General features: G+C 44.8%; 23 protein-coding genes. 4 read left to right on the top strand and 19 right to left on the bottom strand.

The genetic code is table 11. From position 1 onward, the window contains the following. Positions 1–26: 26 nt before the first annotated feature. Genes IGJ12_RS00115 through IGJ12_RS00105 form a run of 3 tightly spaced genes read right to left on the bottom strand, consistent with a single transcriptional unit; the run spans position 27 to position 2084 of the window. Positions 27–158, bottom strand: a complete 132-nt coding sequence (locus IGJ12_RS00115) for a hypothetical protein (RefSeq protein ID WP_254907872.1) — start codon at positions 156–158, stop codon at positions 27–29. A gap of 1 nt (position 159) precedes the next feature. Continuing rightward, positions 160–1530 carry a DNA repair protein RadA gene (radA, locus tag IGJ12_RS00110; protein ID WP_005226394.1) on the bottom strand — a complete coding sequence of 457 codons (1371 nt, stop codon included), beginning with the start codon at positions 1528–1530 and terminating at the stop codon, positions 160–162. Between the two features lie 44 nt (positions 1531–1574). Further along, positions 1575–2084 carry a dUTP diphosphatase gene (locus IGJ12_RS00105; protein ID WP_060791698.1) on the bottom strand — a complete coding sequence of 170 codons (510 nt, stop codon included), beginning with the start codon at positions 2082–2084 and terminating at the stop codon, positions 1575–1577. Positions 2085–2273: 189 nt separating this feature from the next. On the opposite strand from IGJ12_RS00105, the gene proB reads away from it, so the two are divergent. Together proB and IGJ12_RS00095 are read left to right on the top strand one after the other, a co-directional pair. Further along, entirely contained in the window at positions 2274–3089 is an 816-nt protein-coding gene (gene proB, locus IGJ12_RS00100) for a glutamate 5-kinase (protein WP_008376761.1), read from the top strand. Beyond that, on the top strand, positions 3086–4330 hold the full coding sequence (locus IGJ12_RS00095; protein WP_244732794.1) for a glutamate-5-semialdehyde dehydrogenase: 1245 nt from the start codon (positions 3086–3088) through the stop codon (positions 4328–4330). The genes proB and IGJ12_RS00095 overlap by 4 nt, the downstream gene beginning before the upstream one ends. 104 nt (positions 4331–4434) lie before the next feature. Here IGJ12_RS00095 and IGJ12_RS00090 read toward each other — a convergent pair whose 3' ends face one another. Further along, complete coding sequence (locus IGJ12_RS00090; RefSeq protein ID WP_015508682.1) at positions 4435–4836, bottom strand: DUF4809 family protein; 402 nt, start codon at positions 4834–4836, stop codon at positions 4435–4437. Positions 4837–4986: 150 nt separating this feature from the next. Here IGJ12_RS00090 and IGJ12_RS00085 point away from each other — a divergent pair, with 150 nt between their 5' ends. Then, positions 4987–5190, top strand: a complete 204-nt coding sequence (locus tag IGJ12_RS00085) for a hypothetical protein (protein WP_010748476.1) — start codon at positions 4987–4989, stop codon at positions 5188–5190. Positions 5191–5245: 55 nt separating this feature from the next. Here IGJ12_RS00085 and IGJ12_RS00080 read toward each other — a convergent pair whose 3' ends face one another. Further along, positions 5246–6064, bottom strand: a complete 819-nt coding sequence (locus IGJ12_RS00080) for a ZIP family metal transporter (RefSeq protein WP_005232914.1) — start codon at positions 6062–6064, stop codon at positions 5246–5248. A 208-nt stretch (positions 6065–6272) separates the two neighbouring features. Here IGJ12_RS00080 and IGJ12_RS00075 point away from each other — a divergent pair, with 208 nt between their 5' ends. Continuing rightward, a complete protein-coding gene (locus tag IGJ12_RS00075) occupies positions 6273–7895 on the top strand; it encodes an ABC-F family ATP-binding cassette domain-containing protein (protein ID WP_005226380.1) in 1623 nt (540 codons plus the stop codon). Positions 7896–7995: 100 nt separating this feature from the next. On the opposite strand, the gene IGJ12_RS00070 is transcribed toward IGJ12_RS00075, so the two are convergent. The 14 genes from IGJ12_RS00070 to dnaA form a co-directional block, all read right to left on the bottom strand. Then, complete coding sequence (locus IGJ12_RS00070) at positions 7996–8871, bottom strand: DegV family protein (protein WP_016611673.1); 876 nt, start codon at positions 8869–8871, stop codon at positions 7996–7998. A gap of 140 nt (positions 8872–9011) precedes the next feature. Further along, the gene (locus IGJ12_RS00065; protein ID WP_005232916.1) at positions 9012–10304 is read right to left on the bottom strand and encodes an adenylosuccinate synthase; all 1293 of its coding nucleotides are present in this window, start codon (positions 10302–10304) and stop codon (positions 9012–9014) included. Between the two features lie 247 nt (positions 10305–10551). Continuing rightward, on the bottom strand, positions 10552–11922 hold the full coding sequence (gene dnaB / locus IGJ12_RS00060) for a replicative DNA helicase (RefSeq protein ID WP_005226374.1): 1371 nt from the start codon (positions 11920–11922) through the stop codon (positions 10552–10554). A gap of 108 nt (positions 11923–12030) precedes the next feature. Next, positions 12031–12483, bottom strand: coding sequence for a 50S ribosomal protein L9 (rplI, locus tag IGJ12_RS00055; protein ID WP_005226371.1), 453 nt, complete (start codon positions 12481–12483; stop codon positions 12031–12033). 15 nt (positions 12484–12498) lie between these two features. Continuing rightward, entirely contained in the window at positions 12499–13947 is a 1449-nt protein-coding gene (locus tag IGJ12_RS00050; protein ID WP_005232918.1) for a DHH family phosphoesterase, read from the bottom strand. A gap of 239 nt (positions 13948–14186) precedes the next feature. Further along, positions 14187–14423, bottom strand: a complete 237-nt coding sequence (gene rpsR, locus IGJ12_RS00045) for a 30S ribosomal protein S18 (RefSeq protein WP_005226367.1) — start codon at positions 14421–14423, stop codon at positions 14187–14189. A 23-nt stretch (positions 14424–14446) separates the two neighbouring features. Beyond that, positions 14447–14971, bottom strand: a complete 525-nt coding sequence (ssb, locus tag IGJ12_RS00040; RefSeq protein ID WP_005232920.1) for a single-stranded DNA-binding protein — start codon at positions 14969–14971, stop codon at positions 14447–14449. 43 nt (positions 14972–15014) lie between these two features. Next, positions 15015–15314 (bottom strand): 30S ribosomal protein S6, encoded by a 300-nt coding sequence (gene rpsF, locus IGJ12_RS00035; RefSeq protein WP_005226363.1) that lies wholly within the window; start codon positions 15312–15314, stop codon positions 15015–15017. Between the two features lie 263 nt (positions 15315–15577). Then, positions 15578–18103, bottom strand: a complete 2526-nt coding sequence (gene gyrA, locus IGJ12_RS00030) for a DNA gyrase subunit A (RefSeq protein WP_008376777.1) — start codon at positions 18101–18103, stop codon at positions 15578–15580. 23 nt (positions 18104–18126) lie between these two features. Beyond that, on the bottom strand, positions 18127–20076 hold the full coding sequence (gyrB, locus tag IGJ12_RS00025) for a DNA topoisomerase (ATP-hydrolyzing) subunit B (protein WP_005232922.1): 1950 nt from the start codon (positions 20074–20076) through the stop codon (positions 18127–18129). Between the two features lie 5 nt (positions 20077–20081). Beyond that, entirely contained in the window at positions 20082–21194 is a 1113-nt protein-coding gene (gene recF, locus IGJ12_RS00020) for a DNA replication/repair protein RecF (protein WP_005232923.1), read from the bottom strand. Continuing rightward, positions 21181–21420, bottom strand: coding sequence for a S4 domain-containing protein YaaA (yaaA, locus tag IGJ12_RS00015; RefSeq protein WP_008376781.1), 240 nt, complete (start codon positions 21418–21420; stop codon positions 21181–21183). The genes recF and yaaA overlap by 14 nt, the downstream gene beginning before the upstream one ends. Positions 21421–21642: 222 nt before the next feature. After that, positions 21643–22773: a DNA polymerase III subunit beta gene (gene dnaN / locus IGJ12_RS00010; RefSeq protein ID WP_005226354.1), complete on the bottom strand. Its 1131-nt coding sequence runs from the start codon at positions 22771–22773 to the stop codon at positions 21643–21645. A gap of 159 nt (positions 22774–22932) precedes the next feature. Next, entirely contained in the window at positions 22933–24270 is a 1338-nt protein-coding gene (dnaA, locus tag IGJ12_RS00005; RefSeq protein WP_005232925.1) for a chromosomal replication initiator protein DnaA, read from the bottom strand.

The raw sequence follows: 24270 nt of genomic DNA, 5'->3' as shown, positions 1-24270 counted from the left end.
TCCATACTCCAGTAGGTTTCTTTTGTTCAAAAATCCGTGCTGCCAGACAGGCTCCTTCCGCCAGTCAGCGGCTGTCGGTCGGTTGGTTCAAACGAATGAATCAGCAGCGTCAGGGCAAGAGGAGAGGCGATTGCCCCTTGCTCTTGCATTGACTCCACTTTAACGGAAGACTTTCCGCAAGGTTTCGGCTAAGGTAGACACGCCTTCGACTTCGATGCCTTTGGGCGGCTGCCAGCCAGTCAGATTATTTTTCGGCAAATAAACTTTCGTAAAACCTAGTTTTTGCACCTCTTTGACCCGTTGCTCGATCGCGTTGACTCGGCGAATCTCACCCGTCAAGCCAATTTCACCGATAAAACACTCCGTCGGGCTGGTGCCTTTTTCTTTGTAGCTAGACGCGATACTAACAGCGATCGCTAAATCGATCGCAGGTTCATTTAATTTGACCCCGCCGGCTGCTTTTAAGTAGGCATCTTGATTTTGCAGCAGCAAGCCTGCCCGTTTTTCTAAAACCGCCATGATCAGCGAGACGCGGTTGAAGTCTAGCCCCGTCGTCGTGCGTTTGGCATTGCCGAACATCGTTGGCGTGACCAGTGCTTGGATCTCCACCAAGATTGGCCGACTGCCTTCCATTGCCACTACGATCGCCGATCCGGTTGCGCCTTCTAAGCGTTCTTCCAAAAAGACTTGTGACGGATTGGCGACTTCTTTCAACCCGCCTTCTTCCATTTCAAAAATCCCGATCTCATTGGTGGACCCAAAGCGGTTTTTGACGGCCCGCAAAATTCGAAAACTATGGTGCTTTTCGCCTTCGAAATACAAGACGGTATCCACCATATGCTCCAGCATCCGCGGTCCTGCGATCGAGCCTTCCTTCGTCACGTGGCCAACGATAAAGATGGCGATGCCATTGGTTTTGGCGATTTTCAGCAATTCTGCGGTCGTTTCTCGCACTTGGCTGACACTGCCTGCCACGCTGGTGATATCCGGTTGGGTCATGGTTTGGATCGAATCGATGATCACATAATCTGGGCGGATGTTTTCGATCGCTTTACTGATCTCTGACATGTCCGTTTCCCCATAGAGATAAAATTCCGTGTCAATGGCGCCTAAGCGCTGCGCCCGCATTTTGATCTGCTCGGCACTTTCTTCTCCTGACACATACAAGACCGTCCCGCCGATCGCTGCTAATTGCTGGGAAACTTGCAAGAGCAGCGTCGATTTTCCGATCCCTGGATCCCCACCGATCAAAATCAAGGAGCCTGGGACCACGCCACCACCTAAGACGCGATTCAACTCAGCGAGTTTCGTTTGGACCCGCGGTTCTTTTTTCGGTACGACATCGGCGATTTTCGTCGGCTGCATCTTTTGCCCCGTCAATGTCGTACGTACTCGACGATCGGCGGTTTCTTGGATCACTTCTTCCACCATTGAATTCCAGCTGCCGCAATTGGGGCATTTCCCTAAATATTTAGGGGAACTATACCCGCAATTTTGACAGACAAATTGACTTTTTGCTTTTTTTGCCATTGATCTCCTCCACTACTTCTATCAAACAGACCCCCAGGCAGGATTTACTGATTCGAGGAGCCAAAGCCGCCGGTTCGGCTGGCAGTGGTTGTATCTTGATCAGCTTTTAAGAACGGCAAGAAAATTCCTTGGCCGATCCGTTCGCCTTTTTTAATGACGACATCTGTGGGGCCGAAATTGGTAAACTGAAACATGATATGCCCTTCATTATCTGGATTGTCATAGTAATCGCTGTCGATGACGCCGACACCATTCGTCAAGACTAAGAAACGTTTCAAAGGATTGCTGGAACGATTTGTCAGCTGCAAATACTCGTCTTCCCCCATATAGGCTTTGATCCCCGTGGGAACCAAGGTTGGCTTCAATTGTTTTGCGGTCTCTTTTGCAAAAAGCGCTTTGACCCCGTCGATCACGCCCGCTTTCCAAATGCTTGGCACCACGATTTCTTCCGCTGCTTCAAAGTCGTAACCAGCCGCATGATGGGTGGCACGTTGAGGCAAGGTGATGCTTTTTTCTCTATATGCTGTAATAATTTCAAATCCTCGTAATTTCATGGGTTCCTCCAATAATAAAACATATAGCTATTTTAGCATAGGAAGAACTATTTTCTTCATGGAAAACACAATTATCGAAAAGTCTTTACAATTTCTTCGTTTAAAAATAGACCAAAAAGAAAAAAGGACATGACGAAACGCCCGTTTGCGAGTACAATAGAAAAAATATCAAAAAATAGGCGGTGGCATATGCGCGCAGATCTTTCAAACAAAAACCGAATCGTTGTAAAAATCGGCACCAGCTCGTTGATTTATCCCAATGGTGCCATCAATCTAGCTGGCATCGATGAATTAGCCTTTGTCTTAGCAGCTTTGCAAAACCAAGGCAAAGAAATCATCTTAGTTTCTTCCGGGGCGATCGGTGTTGGCATGAACAAGTTGAATTTGAAAGAACGACCCGTGGAGATCCCGCAGCAGCAAGCCGTGGCCGCCGTTGGCCAATCGGAACTGATGACGATCTACAACCAGCGTTTTCAAAGCTATAGCCAGCAGACTGCACAGATCCTGCTGACCAGAGACATCATCGAATTTCCCCAAAGCCGTCAAAACGTTAGCAACACCTTAGAGCAATTACTTACGATGGGGATCATCCCGATCATTAATGAAAACGACACGGTGGCAGTAGATGAATTGGACCATCTCACCAAATTTGGCGACAATGACCAGTTGTCAGCGATCGTCGCTCAGTTGACGAAAGCCGAGCTTTTGATCATGCTTTCTGATATCGATGGCTTTTATTCCGCCAATCCGCTGAATGATCCTGATGCCGTTTTGTATTCCGAGATCAATGAAATCACCCCGGAACTTTTAGAACAAGCTACGGGAAAAGGCAGTCCTTATGGAACCGGCGGTATGACCAGTAAACTAAAAGCCGCCCAACGCATCTTAGACTTGAACAGTCACATGCTGCTGGCTAACGGCAAGCAGCCGAAAATTATTTTTGACTTGCTCGCAGGGGAACCTGTCGGCACCCACTTTTATCAACGAACGGAGGATGAGCAATGAGCAACTTGCAAACGATCGGTCAACAAGCTCAAGCAAGCGCCCAGACATTAAGCTTACTGAGTGCCAGTGAAAAAAACCACCTACTGGCAGCGATGGCCGATGCTTTAGAAAAAGCTACCGAGAAGATTTTAGCTGCTAATCAACAAGACCTAGCTGCCGCAAAAGCCAAAGGAACCAGCCAGACGATGCTGGATCGACTGTTGCTGACAGAACAACGGATCACCGAGATGGCTAACGGCATCCGAGAAGTCGCCCAATTGCCCGATCCAATCGGTGCCGTGGATAAAATGTGGCGCAATGCTGACGATCTTTTGATTGGTCAACAACGAGTGCCTTTAGGGGTCATCGGCATCATCTACGAAGCTCGTCCTAATGTCACCACTGACGCCGCTAGTCTGTGTTTCAAATCAGGAAATGCCGTGATTTTGCGTGGTGGAAAGGAAGCCTTCCACTCCAATCAAGTCCTCGTGACTATTTTACAAGAGGCTTTAGCTGCCAATGGACACTCCCGCCATGCGATCCAGTTTATCGAAGACACGAGCCACGAAACAGCGGCTGAGCTGATGCGGCTGACGGATTACTTGGATGTTTTGATCCCCCGTGGGGGCGCCGGCTTGATTCGTCGCGTCAAAGAGACCGCCACAGTACCAGTGATCGAAACCGGCACTGGCAACAATCATATCTACATCGATCAAGCCGCCCAGCTGCCGATGGCACTGGCGATCGTCACGAATGCAAAGACTCAACGCCCTTCTGTCTGCAATACCATCGAAACGATCCTCGTCCATGAAGCAGTGGCAGCGGAGTTTTTGCCTATGGTAGAAAAGCAGTTTGCCGATCAAGTCGAATTGCGAGGGGATCAAAAAGCATTGGCGTTTTTGAACAATGCACAGCTTGCCACTGAAGAGGACTGGGCAACCGAGTTTTTAGACTATATCTTAGCGATCAAAGTGGTGGCTTCGCTAGAAGAAGCCATTGCTCACATCAATCGCTACAATACGAAGCACTCCGAAGCGATCATCACCGATGATTATTTCGCTTCCCAACGCTTCTTGAAAGAAGTTGATGCGGCGGCGGTTTACGTCAATGCCTCGACCCGTTTCACGGATGGCTTTATGTTTGGCTTTGGTGCCGAGATCGGCATCTCGACGCAAAAACTCCATGCCCGTGGGCCAATGGGGTTAGAAGCACTGACTTCTACCAAATACATTATTTATGGCGAAGGCCAGATCCGTAAGTAACGATACGAAAAAAACAGCCACTTGCTGTCATGACTTCCAATAGTTAGACTAAAAAGCTAACTTTAAAAGGTCGGTACATGCGCAAGCGGCTTTTTTTCGTCCTCTTATGCTTGTGCAGCCCGCAGAACGAAGGAAATCGGTTCGATGCCAAACAATTCTGTCAGCACTCGATTGGTTGTGGCAAAGACGTCAGCTTCGCAACTCTTTTTCGGACAAGAAATCGTCTGTCCTTTGCTGGAAAACGTATCCTGACGGCTGCCCTCTACGAAAATTACTTCTTGCGTTCCTTTTTGATAGATCAATCCTTCGTCTTCTTCTAATAATAAGCGCGTCTGCCACTGATTGATCTGGGCAATTGGCATCACCAATGCAGCAACATCCAAGTTTTCTAACGAAAAACTACGACCATCCGGCAGCTGCAGCGTGAAGGTATTGAGTTCATAAGGCAAACAGGCATTGCACCCTCCTTCTGTGATGACTTGGCTCGTGAGAATTTCTGCATTCATTCTTTTTGACTCCTTTCATGATTCATTCATGTTTAGTTTATCACAAACCTATGGCGCACGGCGGAGCAATTATTCCGTCTTAAGTTGGATGTGTTTCTTTTTCTTTCTTGTTATGCTAGGGATAAGAAAAAAAGTCTAGGAGGAGTCACAATGAATACAGAAAGTTTATTAGGAAGAATCGTTACTGTCGTGGCAGTTTTAATCGCAGCATCCCTTGTTTTATCCGTTGTATTAGGCATTATTGGTGGGCTGATCGGATTGGTCTTCCGTTTCGGGATTCCTTTGCTGCTAGCCGTTTTGATCGTTCGCTGGTTAACATCGATTCGCCAAAAGCCAAGAAAATATTATCGTTAATTACAAGTAAATCAAAAACACCTGACGTTTGGAAAGTCAGGTGTTTTTTTATCGATCAGCCTAATGCTACATCTAAAACCATCATTAAGATAAAGCCTAGCATGACGCCAAAGACCGCAAAATGGCGGCGACTCGTCAAGGTTTGCTGCGCTTCTGGAATCAATTCTTCCACCACTACATAGATCATAGCACCCGCTGCAAAAGCCAACGCATACGGCAAGACAGCGGACATACTCGTTACTAGCAAAGCTCCGATCACACCGGCGATCGGTTCTACGATCCCTGACGCTTGCCCGTACATAAAGGCTTTGGTTCGGCTTAACCCTTCTTGGCGCAAGGGGATCGAAACGGCTGCGCCTTCTGGAAAATTTTGGATCCCGATCCCGATCGCTACCGAAAGCGCCGCTAAGATCGCTGCTCGCGGATCATCGGCACTAGCCGCCGCCCCAAACGCTACCCCTACCGCCAAGCCTTCCGGGATATTATGTAGTGTGATGGAAAAAACCAGCAAGATCGTTCGCTTCAAATGACTGGGCAAACCTTCTGTTTCATGATTCGGACCAAAATGCATATGCGGGAGCGTCTTATCTGCTGCATATAGAAACAAACCACCCAAACCAAACCCGATGCTGACCACAAGCCACGGAATGTCGCCATTTTCTTCGGCTCGTGCGATCGCAGGATCTAATAACGACCAGAAACTAGCAGCGATCATCACGCCAGAGGCAAACCCCAGCATCGTATTCAGGACATTTTTATTGATTTCTTTGAAGAAAAAGACTAGCGCTGCCCCAAGCGCCGTCATACCATACGTAAAGATTGTCCCCGCCAACGCTTGCTGCCATGGCGACAATCCAACCAACCAATCCACCATTCGTCTGCTCCTTTGTCTAACTATTCTACCAATACTCTAGCATAGGAAGCCGTCAGGTTCTACTAGGAAGGCAGCAGCAGCCAAAATTTTTCTTTCACCAGCCCTAAGCCTTTCCTGATGAAATCCTCGGCTTTACTTGAAAGTTTCAACATTCATCGCTATAATGCTAGGAGACTCCATGTCAATTTATATAAAGTGAGGAAAAGAATTGATTACAGTAAGTGATGTAAGTTTGCATTTTTCAGACCGCAAACTGTTTGATGATGTTAATATTAAGTTTACGCCTGGTAATTGTTATGGTTTGATTGGTGCAAATGGTGCTGGTAAATCAACTTTTTTAAAAATTTTATCTGGTGAGATCCAACCTTCAACCGGGAATGTGTCTTTAGGTCCTGATGAACGGATGGCTGTCTTGAAGCAGAACCACTATGATTACGAAGAGTTTCCAGTGATCGAAACGGTCATCATGGGCCATAAACGTCTCTACGAAGTGATGAAAGAAAAAGACGCGATCTACATGAAGGAAGACTTTTCTGATGAAGATGGGATTCGTGCCGCCGAACTAGAAGGCGAATTTGCGGAACTTGATGGCTGGGAAGCAGAGCCCGAAGCAGCTGTTCTTTTGCAAGGCCTGAACATTCCCGATGAATTGCATCATGTCTTGATGAAAGATCTAACTGCTGGTCAACGGGTGAAAGTCTTACTGGCACAAGCCCTTTTCGGTAAGCCAGACGTCTTGCTCCTAGATGAGCCTACCAACGGATTGGATATCCAATCTATCAACTGGTTAGAAGAGTTTCTGATCAACTTTGACAACACCGTCATCGTTGTTTCCCATGACCGCCACTTCTTAAATAAAGTTTGTACCCATATGGCCGATCTAGACTTCGGCAAAATCAAATTGTTTGTCGGCAACTATGATTTCTGGTTGGAATCAAGCCAATTAGCTGCGAAATTACAATCCCAATCAAATGCCAAAAAAGAAGAGCAGATCAAAGAACTGCAAGACTTTATCGCACGCTTTAGTGCCAATGCATCAAAATCCAAACAAGCAACTTCTCGGAAAAAAATGTTGGATAAAATCACTCTTGATGATATTCAACCTTCGTCTCGCCGCTACCCGTTTGTCGGTTTTAAACCAGAACGTGAAATCGGGAATGACTTGCTGCAAGTCGACAATGTCAGTGTGACGATCGACGGCAAAAAGATTTTAGACAATATCTCTTTCACCTTGAACAAAGACGACAAAGTCGCTTTTGTTGCCAATAGCGATATCACCACCACAACGCTATTCAAAGTCATCATGGGGGAAATCACTCCTGATACAGGTAGTGTTCGTTGGGGCGTGACCACGCAGCATGCCTACTTGCCAAAAGATACGACCAGCGAATTTGATACGGATACCCCGATCGTTGATTGGTTGCGTCAATACGCAAGCAAAGAAGAAGACGACAATACCTTCTTGCGCAGCTTCCTAGGTCGCATGTTATTCTCTGGTGACGAAGTATTAAAACCCGTCAATGTTCTTTCCGGGGGCGAAAAAGTTCGCTGCATGTTGTCGAAAATGATGCTTTCAAAAGCCAACGTATTGGTATTGGATGATCCAACCAATCACTTGGACTTAGAATCGATCACCGCATTAAACGATGGCTTGATGGCCTTCACCGGCTCATTGTTGTTTGCTTCTCATGACCACCAATTTATTCAAACCCTTGCGAACCGTATCATTGCGGTCTCTAGCAAAGGCGTGGTGGATCGTGCCGAAACGACCTACGATGAATTCTTAGAAAACAAAGATGTCCAAAAACGCGTAGCAGAAATGAATCAATAAGCTGCTTTTGAAAAAAAGAACGCTCCAGTTGCCCGCCACCAAGGCTGCAACTGGAGCGTTTCTTTTATTTTGTCTAGGTGCTTCGGGTATTTTTGGCAGGTTACGCTTGTTCTAAACGGGCTTTGCCGAATGAAAACAGCGCCAAGCAGCCGTAGCCGGTATGACTGGAGATCGTTGGACCTAATGGATAATGATGAATAATAATGTCAGGAACTTTTTCGGTCAAACGTTTGATGACTTTCTCCGCCGCTTCGGCATCGCCAGCATTGGCAAAATAAACCGTATTGGTTTTTGATTCGTGAAGATTGGCGATGGTTTGATCTACGATTTTTTGGATCGCTTTGTTGCGTCCCCGCACTCGATCAACGCTGCGTAATTTTCCCGCAGTATCGACGGTAATAATTGGTTTCACGTTCAGCAATCCGCCGATCGCTGCCGCCGTTTTAGAGATTCTGCCGCCGCGTTCCAATTGTTTTAAATCGTCGACGGTGACCCATGAATCTAAACGCAGTTTGTTTTCTTCTACCCATTGGCTGACTTCCAGCAACGAACGTCCTTGGGCTTTTTGTTGGGCTGCTTCAGCCACTAAGAAGCCTTCGCCTAAACTCGCAGAGCGCGTATCGATCAAGGTGATCGCAACTTCTTTGTATTCTTCTTTTAGTAAGGCTACGGCTTGGACGGCACTTTGGAATGAGCCGCTCATTCCTGAAGAAAAACCTAAATAAAGGACCGGTGTGCCCGCTTCGACATATGGCCGAAAATACTCCATATAACGTCCGACATTGATTTGAGAAGTTGTCGGCTGCGCATGCTCTTTTAGTTTTCCTAAAAACCATTCCGTATCAAATTCTTTGCCCATATCATCGATATATTCTTTGCCGTCTAATTCGATCAGCATCGGAATATACGCAACATCTAGCTCCGCTAATCTTGCTGCTGGTAAATCACAGCAGGAATCTGTCATGATTTGAAACATGGTTTCACCCCTCTCGTTACCCCCTATTATAGCAAAAAAAGAACAAGACAGAAGAAATTCTCATCAAAAGCAGCCAAACTTATCGTTGACTGCTTTTGACACAGGAGTTCTTCGTCTTGTTCTGAAGCTTTTGCGTCAGATTAGATTTGCGCCCAAACACTTTCTAAAATGTTGGTTTGGCTGCGGTCTGGTCCTACCGAGAAGGTCGAAATGCGGACACCGACTAATTCAGAGATGCGGTGAACGTAATTGCGTGCATTTTCTGGCAGATCTGCTAATGTTTTGCAGCCAGTAATGTCTTCAGACCAGCCAGGAAGTTCTTCGTAGACTGGTTTGCAGCGGTTCAACTCTTTCAAGCTTGCTGGGTAATGATAGATCAATTCACCATCTAGTTCATAAGCGGTACAGATCTTCACGGTTTCTAAACCGCTCAAAACATCGATCGAGTTAAGGGATAGGTTTGTAATCCCTGAGACCCGTTTTGAATGGCGCATCACGACGGTATCAAACCAGCCCACACGGCGAGGACGTCCTGTCGTTGTTCCGTATTCACGACCGATCTTACGAATTTGTTCACCTGTTTCATCAAACAGTTCCGTTGGGAAAGGACCATCTCCTACCCGAGAGGTGTAAGCTTTGCAGACACCAACGACTTTGTTGATTTTTGAAGGACCCACACCACTACCAATAGTGACTCCCCCAGCAACGGGGTTGGATGATGTCACGAAAGGATAGGTTCCTTGGTCGATATCCAGCATCACGCCTTGTGCCCCTTCAAATAAAACCCGTTTGCCTTCATCTAAGGCATCGTTAAGGATCACCGAAGTATCCGTCACATATTTTTTGATTTGTTGGCCATATTCGTAATACTCTTCAAAAATGTCTTCAAAAGCGATTGGCTCTGCGTCAAACATTTTCACGAATTGACGATTTTTTTCTTCTAAGTTGATACGCAGACGTTCTTCAAAAATTTCTTTGTCTAAAAGATCAGCGATCCGAATGCCGACTCTGGCAGCTTTATCCATATAGGCTGGTCCGATCCCTTTGATCGTGGTACCGATCTTGTTGTCACCTTTGGCATCTTCTTGCAGCTGATCCAAATGGATATGGTAAGGTAAAATAACATGTGCACGATCAGAAATCTTTAAGTTTTCTGTTATTATATTGTTTTCTTTTAAGTATGCTAATTCTTTAACTAATGATTTCGGGTTCACAACGACCCCGTTTCCAATGACACTGATTTTATCTGCATAAAAGATCCCAGAAGGAATCAAATGCAGTTTATAGGTCACACCGTCAAATTTAATCGTATGGCCGGCATTGTCTCCACCTTGATAACGTGCAATGACTTCCGCGTTTTCACTCAAAAAGTCCGTAATCTTTCCTTTACCTTCATCGCCCCATTGTGTACCTACTACTACTACAGATGACATATAATGACCTCTTTCTTTAATTAGTGCATTCCTTAAGTATTGTAACAAGATTCGCAAGCTCTTTCAATCTAAAATCGAATAATCGTTTTAAATTCTCATTTTTCAGGGGTAAAAAACGAACTATTTTCTTTGGAATAATTATTTATACACGTAAAAACGAATAAAGTCGGCACATAAAAAAAGCCCTACTACCATCAGCGCGATGCAGACGGCAGCAGGAGCCTTTGTTTCTCAAATCATTGGTGCCTTACCCGAACTCTTCTCGTGGCGAGACCGAGGAGAACTTATTGTATTCTTTGATGAATAGAAGTTCGACGGTCCCTCGAGCACCACTCCGGTTTTTCTCAATAATGACTTCGATCACATTGTTGTTTTGTTGTTCTTCTGGTTCATCGTCATCGTCGCCTTCACTGCGGTAGTAGTCATCCCGATACAAGAAAGCAACGATATCGGCATCCTGCTCGATCGACCCTGATTCCCGGATATCACTTAAAACAGGACGTTTGTCTTGTCGCTGTTCCACACCCCGAGAAAGCTGAGACAGTGCGATCACCGGCACTTTCAATTCCTTCGCCAGTTTCTTTAATTGGCGAGAGATCTCAGAGACTTCTTGTTGGCGGTTTTCGCGACCCGTTCCTTCAATCAACTGCAAATAGTCGATCAATATCAAGCCGAGATTGCCTTTTTCTTGCGCGAGTTTCCGACAACGTGCCCGAATCTCAGAGATCTTGATCCCGGGGGTATCATCGATATAGATATTGGCGTTAGAAAGACTGCCCATGGCAACGATCAAATTCCGCCACTCTTCTTCTGAGAGCTGCCCCGTCCGCAAGTGACTGGCCTCAATCGAGCCTTCCGCACAAAGCATCCGGTTAACCAATGATTCAGCCCCCATTTCCAGACTAAAGATCGCCACGGAACGATCGGTTTTCGTTCCGACATTTTGCGCGATATTCAAGGCAAACGCGGTTTTCCCTACCGCGGGGCGGGCAGCGAGAATAATCAGCTCTTCTTTTTGCAGCCCCGCCGTCATTTTGTCTAAAGCCGCATAACCCGTAGGTAATCCGGTGATTTCTTCATTGTTTTGCGCCAATTGATCGATCGTTTCGATCGTCCGATTCAAGACTTCCGCTATCGATTGGAAGCCATTACTGTTGCGCTTTTCGGATACTTCTAAAATACTTTTTTCTGCTTGATCAATGATCGACTGCACATCTTCATCTTGTTCAAAGCCTTTGGTTACGATACGGCTCGCTGTTTGGATTAGATTGCGCAGCGTGGCTTTGTCGTCAACGATCTTCGCATAATAAGCAATACTTGCTGCTGATGGTGAAGCTTGACTCAATTCAGTCAGATACGTCAGACCGCCAACATCTTCAAGACTGTTGCTTTTTTCAATTTCTGCTTTCAACGTAATCAAGTCGATCGATTCACTACGGTCGTTCAACTGGATCATTGCTTGAAAAATTATTTGATGGCTGCGGCGATAAAAATCTTCTGGGGCGATTACTTCCATTGCATCGATGATCGCATCGGCATCTAAAAAGACTGCCCCTAGGACCGCTTGTTCCGCTTCAATATCTTGTGGGGGAACTTGATTTTGCCAAACTTCATTCATGCCATTCGCTCCTTCGTCCATTCATTCTACAAGATTCCCATCCAAAGTACAAGATTGCTTGGACGTTTGCCGAAAAAAACCCCAACATGTGACTGTTGGGAGTAATGCTTATTCTTGAATGGTATGAACATTGATCGTTGCTGTTACTTGTGGGTGCAATTTTACAGGTACTTGCGTAAACCCTAATGCACGAATCGGCTGATCCAATTCGATTTTGCGTTTGTCGATCTTAATTTTGTATTGCTTGTTCAAGGCATCGGCAATTTGTTTTGATGGGATCGAACCGAACAAGCGGCCATCTTCCCCTGCTTTGGCATTGATCTTCACGACGGTTTCTTCTTTTTCAAGAAGTGCTTTTAGCTCTTTCGCTTCTGCTAAGACTTCCGCATCTTGTTTTTCTTTGGCTTTTTGTTTGCCTTTTAATTCTGCCATGCTTTCATTGTTGGCAGGTTTGGCTAAGTTGTTTTTGATCAGGAAGTTTTGTGCGTAGCCATTAGGGACTTCCTTGATATCGCCTTTTTTGCCTTTGCCTTTGACATCTTGTAAGAAAATAACTTTCATCTTGGTCACTCCTTGTTATTGTTCATTTTTCGTTAATTCCGCTCGCAACTGGTTTTCTACATCGCCAATGCTGCTGTTTTTTATTTGCGTGGCTGCGTTGGTAAAATGTCCGCCGCCGCCTAATGCCTCCATCAAGGTTTGTACATTGACTTTTCCGGTACTTCTAGCACTAATACCGATCAAATCTCCTGGCTGTTTCGTAATGACAAACGCGGCATGGATCCCATTGATCGATAGCAGAGTATCGGCCGCTTTTGCAACGGTGACACTATCGTACACCCGATCTTCATCCGCTGCAGCAATCACGATATCTTCGCGGAAATGCTGGCTGCGAGAAACCAGTTCACTGATCATCAAATAGGAATCTAAATCCGTACTCAACATGTATTGAACCAATGACGTATCTGCGCCTTGATTTTTCAAATAGCCAGCAATATCAAAGGTCCGACCAGTGGTTCGCACCGTGAAGTTCTTCGTATCCACGTAGATTCCCGCTAATAAAGAAGTCGTAATAAATTTAGGGACTTGCGATCTGCGAGAAGCGCGATACTGGATCAATTCTGCTACCAGTTCCGATGCTGAAGACGCGGAAGATTCAATATACGTCAATAATGGCTTATCGGGAAACTCATCCCCGCGACGATGGTGATCGATCACTGCGATTTTGTCAAATTCATCATAGACCGCTTGCGAGATCGACATCGACGGCTTATGGTAATCTACCATCACTAAGACACTTTCTTCATTTGATAAATTGACTGCTTCTTCCCCAGTGATCACAAATCGTTCCAGCTCGGGGTATTTTTTCAATTCTTCCAATGCCCGCTGAATGTCGGCGGTGATCTCTTTCGGATTTAAAATGATGTAGCATTCTTTGTCGCTCATCATCGCCATGTAAGCCACCCCAAAAGCCGAACCTAAAGCATCCATGTCCGGGTAACGATGACCCATGATAAAAATCCGCTGGTTTTCAGCAAAAATCTTTCTCAACGCCGTACTCATGGCACGAGAACGAACACGCGTTCTCTTCGGCGTACCATCCGTATTACCGCCAAAGAATTGCGGTTTTGCTTCTTCTTTGGCTTCTTTTAAAACGACTTGATCGCCGCCACGAACTAACGCAATGTCGAGATTGTTTTGTGCCACTTCACCAATCTCTTCAAAAGACTCTTCCCCATAGGAGATTCCCATACTGATCGTTAATGCCAGATCATTTTTTTCCGCAACTTGCCGTACTCTAGTCAAAAATTGGAATTTTTCTTCCTTCATCCGCTCAATATCTGAATACTTCGCGACGAAAAGAAACCGCTCGGAATTGATTCGTTTGTAAAAAACATGATTCTCACTTGCCCAATCAGAAATCAGTGTCGTGATCAGCGAGTTCAAATAAGAAACTTGTTTGTCGTCTTTTTTCTCAATCAAATCATCGTAATTATCAATTGAAATCAACCCAATTGCTGCCATCTTTTTTACCCCTCAATGTATCATCCCATTTTTTTGAAGCTTTGTTCCTTATTTTACCACAAAACAATCAAATAGGCGATTGATGCAAAAAGTTCCACGTGAAACTTTTTTGGTGAGATAATCATGGGAAAATTTCTGTCACTCGTTATTTTATCTGTATATAAAATAACAAGTATTTCTTCAGTAGATAAAAAAATTGACAAGCTTCAAAAGAAACTTGTCAATGAAAATCATTCGATTTATTCTTCGCCTACGAATGGAAGTAATCCCATAATACGCGCACGTTTGATTGCAATGGTAAGTTTGCGTTGGTTTTTCGCACCAGTACCAGTTACACGACGTGGTAAAATTTTACCGCGTTCTGAAATGAAACGTTTTAGTAATTCAATATCTTTATAATCGATATGTTCAATATGGTTTGCAGCAATGTAGTCTACTTTACGACGTTTGCGTCCGCCTCTTCTTTGTTGTGCCATCCTATTTCCCTCCTATCAATTTCTTAGAATGGTAAATCATCGTCTGAAATGTCGATTGATGAGTTTCCGAATGGATCGGAGTTGTCTCGATCAAAATTAGGCATTCCTGATGGTTGAGAGGATTGAGTTTGATTTGAGTTATTGTTACCAAATCCAGAAGAACTATTTGAGTTATACGTATTGCTGCTGCCAGATCCGCTATCAGTTGTGCGTCTTTGCTCGGAAGCATTTCGCGATTCTAATAATTGGAAGTTGTCAGCAACGACTTCTGTTACATAAACACGTTGGCCTTGTTGGTTGTCGTATGAACGGGTTTGAATACGTCCAGTAACCCCTAATAAAGTTCCTTTGCGTGCATAGTTTGCTAATGTTTCCGCTGGTTTTCTCCAAATAACACAGTTGATGAAATCAGCTTCGCGCTCTCCACTTTGGTTGGTAAAATTGCGATTTACCGCCAAGGTAAAGGTTGCGACACCAGTGCCATTAGAAGTGTAACGTAAATCAGGATCTTTGGTTAGTCTTCCTACTAGTACAACATTATTAATCAAAGTTCATCATCTCCTCATCGCTTTTGTTTCATGTGAAACAATATTATGCTTCTTCTTTGACAATCATGTGACGGATAATGTCATCATTGATTTTCGCAAGACGGTCAAACTCGTTGATTGCACTTGCAGTTGTTGAAGAAGAAACTTTAACGATGTGATAGATACCCTCACGGAATCCATCCATTTCATACGCTAGACGGCGTTTTTGCCAATCTTTTGATTCGATAACTTCAGCGCCGTTATCAGTTAAGATTGAGTCAAAACGAGCGATCAATGCGGCTTTTGCTTCTTCATCAATGTTTGGACGAATGATATATAAGATCTCATATTTCGTGTTTTCCATTGATTTTTCACCTCCCTGTGGACTTTGGCCCCTAGTTTTCTAGGAGCAGAGAGAGTGGTCTAATTAGACTACTCACAAATAATTATTATACACTTTTTTCGTCCCTACTGCAAGCTATTTTTTTGCGTCCCTGCATCTACCCATCACCGCAAACAATCGCTTACACTGATAAATACGTCAGCTGCTGCCGATTTTTTGAAAAAGAGTAAAAAGACAGCAAGCTGCAGGTTCGCAGGTTGCTGTCTTCCTAGAAAATGTATTGCTTATTCTTGTGTATCCGTGGTGTCTTCCGTTGTTTCTTCCACAACTGGCACGTCTTGTCCCGCTGTTTCTTCGGCAGTCGTTAGTTCTTCTTCGACTTCCGGTTCAACCGTTGCCATCGTCACTACTTTGGCATTGTTTTCCATCTTCATCAAACGAACCCCTAAGGTTGCCCGACCAGTTTGGGAAACAGTCGCTACATTGAAACGAATCAAGACGCCTTTATTGGTGATCACCATGATGTCTTCCTCACCGCTGACCGTCGTCAAGCCGGCTAATGGACCGTTTTTCGCCGTAATGTTGGCTGTTTTGATCCCTTTTCCGCCACGACCTTTGATTGGGTATTCAGAGCCTTTGGTGCGTTTGCCATAGCCGTTCTCAGTGATGACCAAGACTTCACTGTCTTCTGTGATCACAGCGGCACCTACGACGTAGTCTCCATCTCTTAGACGAATGCCTCGCACACCAGCAGCTGTTCGGCCCATATCCCGAACAAGGGCTTCTTTGAAAGTCACAGAGTAGCCATCGTGGGTGCCGATGATCACGACATCTTCGCCATGGGTTTCGATCACGTTAACCAACTCATCATTTTCCCGAAGACCGATCGCAATCAGACCATTGGCACGGATATTTGAAAAGGCCGTCACTGAGGTCCGTTTGACCACACCTAGACGCGTCGTGAAGAACAAGTAGCGTCCTTCTTGAGGCCCACCAGAAGCCGAAATGATCGCTTCGATCCGTTCGCTAGAATCGATCCCTAGCAGATTGATCACAGGGATACCTTTGGCTGCCCGACCATACTCAGGAATTTCATAGCCTTTGGCTTTGTAAACTTTCCCTTTATTGGTGAAGAACAGTAATGTGTCGTGAGTCGAACAAGAAATCAACGTCTTCACGAAGTCTTCATCGTGGATCCCCATTCCTTGAACGCCACGTCCGCCGCGACGTTGTGCACGGAATTCAGACTTAGCTACTCGTTTGATGTATCCATTGTTCGTCAAAGTAATGACGATTTCTTCTTCTTCGATCAAGTCTTCATCTTCAAGACTTAAGACTTCCCCAACCAATAATTCAGTCCGGCGATCATCGCCAAAGCGTTGGCCTAATTCTTGCAACTCCGTTTGGATGATCTCTAGGACTCGTTGTGGATTTGCTAAAATGTCTGTCAAATCAGCGATAAATTCTAACAAACCTTGGTACTCGTTTTCGATCTTGTCGCGTTCCAAACCAGTCAAGCGACGCAAACGCATATCTAAAATTGCTTGCGCTTGGCGATCGGACAATTTGAAGCGCTCCATCATGCTATTTTTTGCTTCATCATCAGAATTTGATGCCCGGATCAAAGCAATGATCTCATCGATATGATCCAATGCGATCCGTAACCCTTCTAAGATGTGGGCACGGGCTTCTGCTTTGTTTTTATCAAACTGTGTCCGACGAGTCACCACTTCTTGTTGATGCTCGATGTAGTTTTCTAAAATTCGTTTCAAACTCAAAATCTTCGGCACGCCTTTTTCAATGGCTAACATATTAAAGCCAAAAGAAGATTGCAGTGCAGTCATTTTGTAGAGATTGTTTAAGATCACCGACGCACTGACGTCGCGACGAACGTCGATAACGATCCGCATGCCTTCACGAGACGATTCATCCCGCAGATCGGTGATTCCTTCGATCCGTTTGTCACGGTGCAGCTCAGAGATCCGCTCGATCAACTTCGCTTTATTGACCATATACGGCAATTCAGTCACTAAGATCCGTTCTTTACCGTTGGGCATTTCAGTCACTTCGACTTTTCCGCGAACAGTGATCGAACCTTTCCCTGTTTCATAGGCACGGCGAATACCGGATTTTCCCATGACGATCCCGCCGGTTGGGAAATCTGGTCCCGGCAGGACTTCCATCAATTCACTTGTCGTGACTTCTGGATTTTCCATCAATAGATCGATGGCTGCAATAACTTCATTCAAGTTATGAGGCGGGATATTGGTCGCCATCCCAACAGCGATCCCCGTCGTCCCGTTGACCAAAAGGTTCGGGAAGCGTGCTGGTAATACCGCTGGTTCTCGTTCTGTATCATCATAATTGCTTTGGAAATCAACAGTATCTTTGTTGATGTCCCGCAGCATCTCCATCGCCAGTTTGCTCATGCGGGCTTCGGTATACCGCATCGCAGCGGCACCGTCACCATCGACTGAGCCAAAGTTTCCGTGGCCATCGACTAACATGTAGCGATAGCTGAAGGGCTGTGCCATCCGCACCATTGATTCATAGATCGCACTATCACCATGGGGATGGTATTTCCCCATGACATCGCCGACGATCCGGGCTGATTTTTTATGGGGCTTGTCTGGTGTGACCCCTAATTCATTCATTCCATATAAAATTCGGCGGTGAACCGGCTTTAAGCCATCCCGCACATCTGGTAAAGCCCTAGCAACAATTACACTCATTGCATAATCGATAAAGGACTCGCGCATTTCACTGGTCAGATTGACGTCATGAATATTTTGTTTTGCTTCTTCACTCAAGCTGTTTCCTCCTCTACGATTGGCTAGATGTCAAGATTTTTCACGTAGTGCGCGTTTTCTTCGATAAAGGCCCGTCTTGGTTCGACGCGATCCCCCATCAGCATTTCAAAAATTTGATCGGCTTCAATGGCATCATCTACGCTGACCCGCAGCATCATCCGATTGTCAGGATCCATCGTGGTTTCCCATAACTGGTGGTCATCCATTTCCCCTAGACCTTTGTATCGTTGAACTGTTGGTTTTGGTGTCGCAGGTAGTGATTCAATCGTATTTTTCAAATCTTGTTCGGCATTCTTGCCGGGTTGGATATAATGGATATTTTTCCCTTGTTTGACACCGTACAATGGCGGTTGTGCGATATAGACATAACCGGCTTCAACGATGGGACGCATATAACGATAGAACAGCGTCAAGAGTAGGGTCCGGATATGGGCACCATCGACATCGGCATCGGTCATGATGACTAGCTTGTGGTAACGGGCTTTTGCTACATCAAAATCAGCACCAAACCCGGTACCCATTGCCGTAAACAATGAACGGATCTCTTCGTTTGCTAGGATTTTGTCCATGCTGGCTTTTTCGACATTTAAAATCTTCCCACGGATCGGTAAGATCGCTTGGAATTCCCGACTGCGGCCTTGTTTTGCTGAACCGCCGGCAGAATCTCCTTCGACGATAAACAATTCGCATTTTTCTGGATCATTACTGGAACAGTCGGCTAATTTCCCAGGTAAGTTACTGATTTCTAACGCACCTTTTCGGCGAGTCATTTCCCGGGCACGTTTGGCTGCTTGACGGGCTTTTGATGCCAAAAGTCCTTTTTCCACGACTTGACGACCCACATTCGGGTTTTCCATCAAGAATTTCGTGAAATGTTCGGAAAAGAGACGATCGGTGACTGTCCGCACTTCGGAATTTCCTAATTTGGTTTTCGTTTGTCCCTCAAACTGAGGATCTGGATGCTTGATGGAGATAACCGCCGTCAAGCCTTCCCGAACATCTTCTCCGGTCAGGTTTTCGTCGTTTTCTTTCATCAATTTTGACTTGCGGGCGTAATCATTGATCACCCGGGTCAAGGCAGTCTTAAACCCGAATTCATGGGTTCCGCCTTCATAGGTATGGATGTTGTTGGCAAAACTTAGCAGGTTGCTATGGTAGCTATCGGTATATTGCATGGAGACTTCAACCGTGATTCCTTGTTGTTCTCCTTCTAAATAGATCGGATCTGGGAAAATCACTGTTTTACTCGCATTCAAATGCTCCACATAGCTCTTGATCCCGCCGTCGTAATGATATTCTTTCAAAACGGGTTTTTCTTCCCGTTTGTCTTCGATCGAGATTTTTAAACCACGGTTCAAGAAGGCTAATTCCCGAACCCGCGTCGCTAATTTATCAAAATTGAATTCCGTTGTTTCCGTAAAGATCTCTGGATCTGGAACAAAGTGGACGGTCGTTCCGTGGCGGTCGGTTTCATCGATCACTTTTAAGTCATCAACGACTGCTCCACGATGGTATTCTTGATAATACACTTTGCCTTCTTTATAGACTTTTACGTCTAAAGTCGTGGACAACGCATTAACGACGGAGGAACCTACCCCATGAAGTCCGCCGGAAACCTTGTAGCCGCCGCCGCCAAATTTCCCGCCGGCATGCAGGATCGTAAAGACGGTTTCTACCGCTGGACGGCCTGTCTTGGCTTGGATATCAACGGGGATCCCCCGACCGTCATCGACGACCGTAATACTATTATCTGGTTCAATGATCACTTGAATACTTGAGGCAAAGCCTGCTAGTGCTTCGTCGATCGAGTTATCGACGATTTCCCATACTAAGTGGTGCAAACCTTCTGAACTGGTAGAACCAATGTACATCCCAGGTCGTTTGCGGACGGCTTCTAGTCCTTCCAGCACTTGGATCTGACTGGCATCATAGGCTTTCGCACGTTCAACTAAGCTTTTTTCTTCTTCTGTCATTCAGTCTATTCTCCTTTAATATGTCCTTGCTCTACATAAAAAATCTCTGCTTCCACAGACATTTTGTCTTTTACATGTTCTAATGTCGTTGTTGTCAGAAAGGTCTGAACTTTTCCTTCAATGGTTTCCAATAAATGCAGTTGTCGGGAATCATCCAGCTCACTCATGACATCATCTAATAAAAGGACGGGATATTCCCCTGTTTCTTCTTTCATCAAATCGATTTCTGCCAATTTGACACTTAGGGCCGTTGTTCGCTGCTGTCCTTGCGAACCAAAGGTCTGAACATTTTTCTCATTGATCAAAAAATCCAGATCGTCTCGATGGGGGCCTGCCAACGTGACTTGCCGAAATCGTTCACGGTCTTTGACTTGTGCCAAGGCTTTGACAAATTGCTGTTGGATCTCCTCCAGCGAGGTCGCCTCACCGGGCACATTTGATAAATAGTCGATCTGCAAGGTTTCTTTTCCTTGGCTGATCTTTTGGTGCAGCTGATTTGCCCAATACGCCAAGCGCTGAACAAACCGTTGTCTGGCTAAAATGATTTTACTGCCGAAAGCCACCAGCTGTTCCGTCAAAACATCTAAATAGATCTCATCGGTCTGTTTTTTTTCATTCAGCTGTTTTAAGTATTGATTGCGCTGTTTCAAAACGGATTGGTATTGAACGAGATCATAGAGATAAATTGGATCGATCTGCCCAATTTCCATATCGAGAAATTTGCGGCGGACTTGGGGACTTCCTTTTACAAGGGAGAGGTCTTCTGGAGCAAATAAAATGACATTCAGCTGCCCTATGTAACTACTGAGCTTTTTTTGCTCAATGTGGTTTACTTTCGTTTTTCGTCCTTTTTTTGACAAAAACAGTTCTAACGGGATCGTTGAGCGTCCCCGACTGACACTGCCAGAGATCCGCGCACCTTCCGTGTCCCAACGGATAAGTTCTTGCTCGCTGGAGGTGCGGTGGCTTTTGGTCATCGCCAATACATAGATACTTTCTAAAATATTGGTTTTTCCTTGCGCATTTTCGCCTAAAAAAATGACCAGACCTTTCTCAAAAGTCAGTGTCAGCGAATCATAGTTCCGATAATTGCTTAAATGCAACTCATTCAGCCGCATCTGCGTCTTCCTTCTTCACCATAAAAAAAGTACCTTCATCAGGTAGCTCAACACGCATTCCCGCATACAATTTGCGCCCTCGTCGATTTTCCGGCTCGCCGTCGACAAAAACGGTGTGCTCTGCAAGGTACCATTTCGCTTGGCCGCCGCTGCTGATCACACTGACTTCTTTGAGCATTTGTCCAAGTGTCATATATTCCGTTTCTAACGGTATTTGCATTTTCATAATTCCCCTCAATTCTATCAAAGAGCGTTTAGCTCTATTATACTCTTTTTTTGCCAAGAAAACAAATTCATCGGCATATTTTTCATTCTCAGAAGACTTACTGCTTTTAGACAAAAAAGAAGCCAAAATAGAAAAAAGGGCTTAAAAACGATTTTAAGCCCTTTTAACTCATTTATTCATTTTCAGATGATTGTTTCAACTTTTTTCAAAAGACATGAAAAACTAGTTGGTGCGCACCGGTGTGATCAGCTGGATAAAGCTGCCTTTGCTCTCTGTTGGCTCCAATGTAAAGGGACGGATCGCTGAGATAAAGCGGATCACGATGCTGGTGTCACCAAATGCTCGTAGTGCAGCTTTCATATAATCAGGATTGAAAGAGATCTCTAATGGGTCGCCGGTCACTTTTTCAAAAGAAAGGTCTTCTTCCACTTTCCCGATTTCTGGTGAGTTTCCATATAAGACAACAGCTTCCTCGGAGATTGCCAAACGAACGATGTTGTTACGGCCTTCATGGGAAAGCAATGACGCCCGTTCGATAGCCTGTAACAATTCTGGCACAGAAAATTCAATTTCAGTATTGAAGCTTGAAGGGATCAGACGGTTGGTATCTGGGTAAGTTCCTTCCAATAAACGAGAATAGAATTTCATAGTTTTCGTTTGGAACAATACTTGGTTATCCATAATGCTGATTTGGATCGCTTCTTCTTCATCTGTTAAGGAACGAGAAAGTTCCGTTAGGCTTTTGCCGGGAATCACGATATTGAAGGCTGTTTCCCCGCTTTCCAAGGGAATCACCCGTTGGCTCAAACGGTGTGAGTCCGTTGCAACAGCTAATAATTTTTGATTTTCTAAGACAAAGTGGACCCCAGTTAAGATTGGACGGCTTTCGTGTTGCGAAACCGCAAAGACCGTTTCACTAACAACCTTATTCAACACGTGCGCTGGAATCTCGATCGAATCTTGACTTTCGACAACTGGTAAATGTGGATAACTATCGGCATCCAAGCCGTTGACGGTAAAGTTAGCTTTTCCAGAAGTGATCGCTACTTGATTATTGTCTAAAACTTCTAACGTTAAGGTACTTTCAGGCAAACGACGAACGATTTCGCTGAAGAAACGTGCTTGTAAAACGATTGCTCCTGTTTTTTCGATTTGCATTTGCGCTTTTTCGTTTTCCACACTTAAAAAAGTTTCAATGGAAATATCGGCATTGCTCCCAGTCATGGTCAATCCTTTTTCGGAAAGGGACAATTTTACTCCGGTTAAGATCGGGATGGTGGTTTTGGTTGAAATCGCCCGTTGGACAGTTTGTAATTCTTGCATGAACTCTGTTCGGTTTAAAGTTAGCTTCATAGCGATACTCCTTTAATTTATAGTTATTAAATAAAAGTAATAGTAGTAATAGGCTTGTTAGTAATGTGGATAACTCGAGAAAAGAGTGATTAGACTAACGAAAATGCCTGTGAATAACTTGTGGACAACTTTTTTGGTTCTTCTTTTCTTATCCACAGATCAGCTGAAGAGAATTTGTTTGATTTCAGCGATCTCATTTTTGATCGTGGGATCTGTTTCGACTAAATGCTGAATTTTTTCATGGGCATGAATGACCGTGGTATGGTCTTTGCCACCAAATTCGCCACCGATTTTTGGTAAAGAACTATCGGTCAATTCTCGAGAGAGATACATCGCGATCTGCCGTGGGACAACGATGCCTTTGACCCGTTTTTTCCCTTTTAGATCATTGACATGAATGTGATAGTATTTTGCGACTTCTTCTTGGATCTGCAAAATCGAAACTTGGGTCGAGCCATGGCTTGATTTCAAGGCTTTGATGGCTTCAGCTGCCAAGCTCGTTGTAATGTCTGAGTTTTGCATCGTAGCAAAAGCTTGCACCCGCACGAGTGCTCCTTCAAGTTCCCGGATATTTGAATCGATCTGTCCAGCGATATAACTTAGCGTATCGTCGGGGATCTCCAAGCGTTCGGCTTCGGCTTTTTTCCGCAAAATCGCAGTCCGCGTCTCTAGATCCGGCGGGGTGATATCAACGGACAAGCCCCAAGCAAAACGGGAAACCAAACGTTCTGGTAAAGTCGGGATCTCATTTGGCAAACGATCACTTGTGAGGACGATCTGTTTATTATTGCGATACAGTTCTTCGAAGGTATTAAAGAATTCTTCTTGGGTTCCTTCTTTATTGACTAAGAATTGAATATCATCCACTAGCAAAAGATCAACATTGCGGTATTCGTTTCGAAAATCTTCCATTTTGTTCTTTTGAATAGAAGTAATGAAATCATTGGTGAAATTTTCACTACTAACATACTTGATTTTGGCATTGGGACGTTTCAGCAACATTTGATGACCGATCGCATGCATCAAGTGGGTTTTCCCTAAACCAACGCCACCATAGAAGAACAGCGGATTATAAATAGACCCAGGATCTTCTGCAACAACTAAAGCAGCAGCGTGGGCCATCTGATTGCCTTTCCCGATGACAAAGGTATCAAATGTGTATTTTTCATTTAAGATCGATTTCGGCGGCCGCTCGTTTTCTTTTGCAGCTGTTTGAATAGTAGAAGGGGCTGTTTTTAAAGCTTCTGCTTCTTCGACAGTCACAAAACTAGGAATCAATTCTTCACCAGTTTTCATAAATCCCATTTCAACAATTTTGGCAGCTAGATTTTTTTCCCAATAAGATTTATGAAGATCGCTGGGTACTTCGATCAGCAGCTGATTTTTTTCAAACGACAAGACATTGGCAGTCTCGATCCAAGCACTATAACTGGCCGGATTCAGCTCTTCTTTAAAGGAACGTTGAAGATCTTGCCAAATAGAATCAGCAGATGGCAT

The organism is Enterococcus sp. DIV0802b (assembly GCF_050543535.1).
In the GTDB taxonomy this organism is placed as follows: domain Bacteria; phylum Bacillota; class Bacilli; order Lactobacillales; family Enterococcaceae; genus Enterococcus_D; species Enterococcus_D entomosocium.
This window is presented reverse-complemented; position numbering and strand designations above follow the sequence as displayed.

Bases quoted from the DNA above. Each gene is read 5' to 3' on its own strand.
- radA (WP_005226394.1), bottom strand. From the start codon at position 1,530: ATGGCAAAAAAAGCAAAAAGTCAATTTGTCTGTCAAAATTGCGGGTAT.
- IGJ12_RS00105 (WP_060791698.1), bottom strand. From the start codon at position 2,084: ATGAAATTACGAGGATTTGAAATTATTACAGCATATAGAGAAAAAAGC.
- proB (WP_008376761.1), top strand. From the start codon at position 2,274: ATGCGCGCAGATCTTTCAAACAAAAACCGAATCGTTGTAAAAATCGGC.
- IGJ12_RS00095 (WP_244732794.1), top strand. From the start codon at position 3,086: ATGAGCAACTTGCAAACGATCGGTCAACAAGCTCAAGCAAGCGCCCAG.
- IGJ12_RS00090 (WP_015508682.1), bottom strand. From the start codon at position 4,836: ATGAATGCAGAAATTCTCACGAGCCAAGTCATCACAGAAGGAGGGTGC.
- IGJ12_RS00085 (WP_010748476.1), top strand. From the start codon at position 4,987: ATGAATACAGAAAGTTTATTAGGAAGAATCGTTACTGTCGTGGCAGTT.
- IGJ12_RS00080 (WP_005232914.1), bottom strand. From the start codon at position 6,064: ATGGTGGATTGGTTGGTTGGATTGTCGCCATGGCAGCAAGCGTTGGCG.
- IGJ12_RS00070 (WP_016611673.1), bottom strand. From the start codon at position 8,871: ATGTTTCAAATCATGACAGATTCCTGCTGTGATTTACCAGCAGCAAGA.
- IGJ12_RS00065 (WP_005232916.1), bottom strand. From the start codon at position 10,304: ATGTCATCTGTAGTAGTAGTAGGTACACAATGGGGCGATGAAGGTAAA.
- dnaB (WP_005226374.1), bottom strand. From the start codon at position 11,922: ATGAATGAAGTTTGGCAAAATCAAGTTCCCCCACAAGATATTGAAGCG.
- rplI (WP_005226371.1), bottom strand. From the start codon at position 12,483: ATGAAAGTTATTTTCTTACAAGATGTCAAAGGCAAAGGCAAAAAAGGC.
- IGJ12_RS00050 (WP_005232918.1), bottom strand. From the start codon at position 13,947: ATGGCAGCAATTGGGTTGATTTCAATTGATAATTACGATGATTTGATT.
- rpsR (WP_005226367.1), bottom strand. From the start codon at position 14,423: ATGGCACAACAAAGAAGAGGCGGACGCAAACGTCGTAAAGTAGACTAC.
- rpsF (WP_005226363.1), bottom strand. From the start codon at position 15,314: ATGGAAAACACGAAATATGAGATCTTATATATCATTCGTCCAAACATT.
- gyrB (WP_005232922.1), bottom strand. From the start codon at position 20,076: ATGACAGAAGAAGAAAAAAGCTTAGTTGAACGTGCGAAAGCCTATGAT.
- recF (WP_005232923.1), bottom strand. From the start codon at position 21,194: ATGCGGCTGAATGAGTTGCATTTAAGCAATTATCGGAACTATGATTCG.
- yaaA (WP_008376781.1), bottom strand. From the start codon at position 21,420: ATGAAAATGCAAATACCGTTAGAAACGGAATATATGACACTTGGACAA.
- dnaN (WP_005226354.1), bottom strand. From the start codon at position 22,773: ATGAAGCTAACTTTAAACCGAACAGAGTTCATGCAAGAATTACAAACT.
- dnaA (WP_005232925.1), bottom strand. From the start codon at position 24,270: ATGCCATCTGCTGATTCTATTTGGCAAGATCTTCAACGTTCCTTTAAA.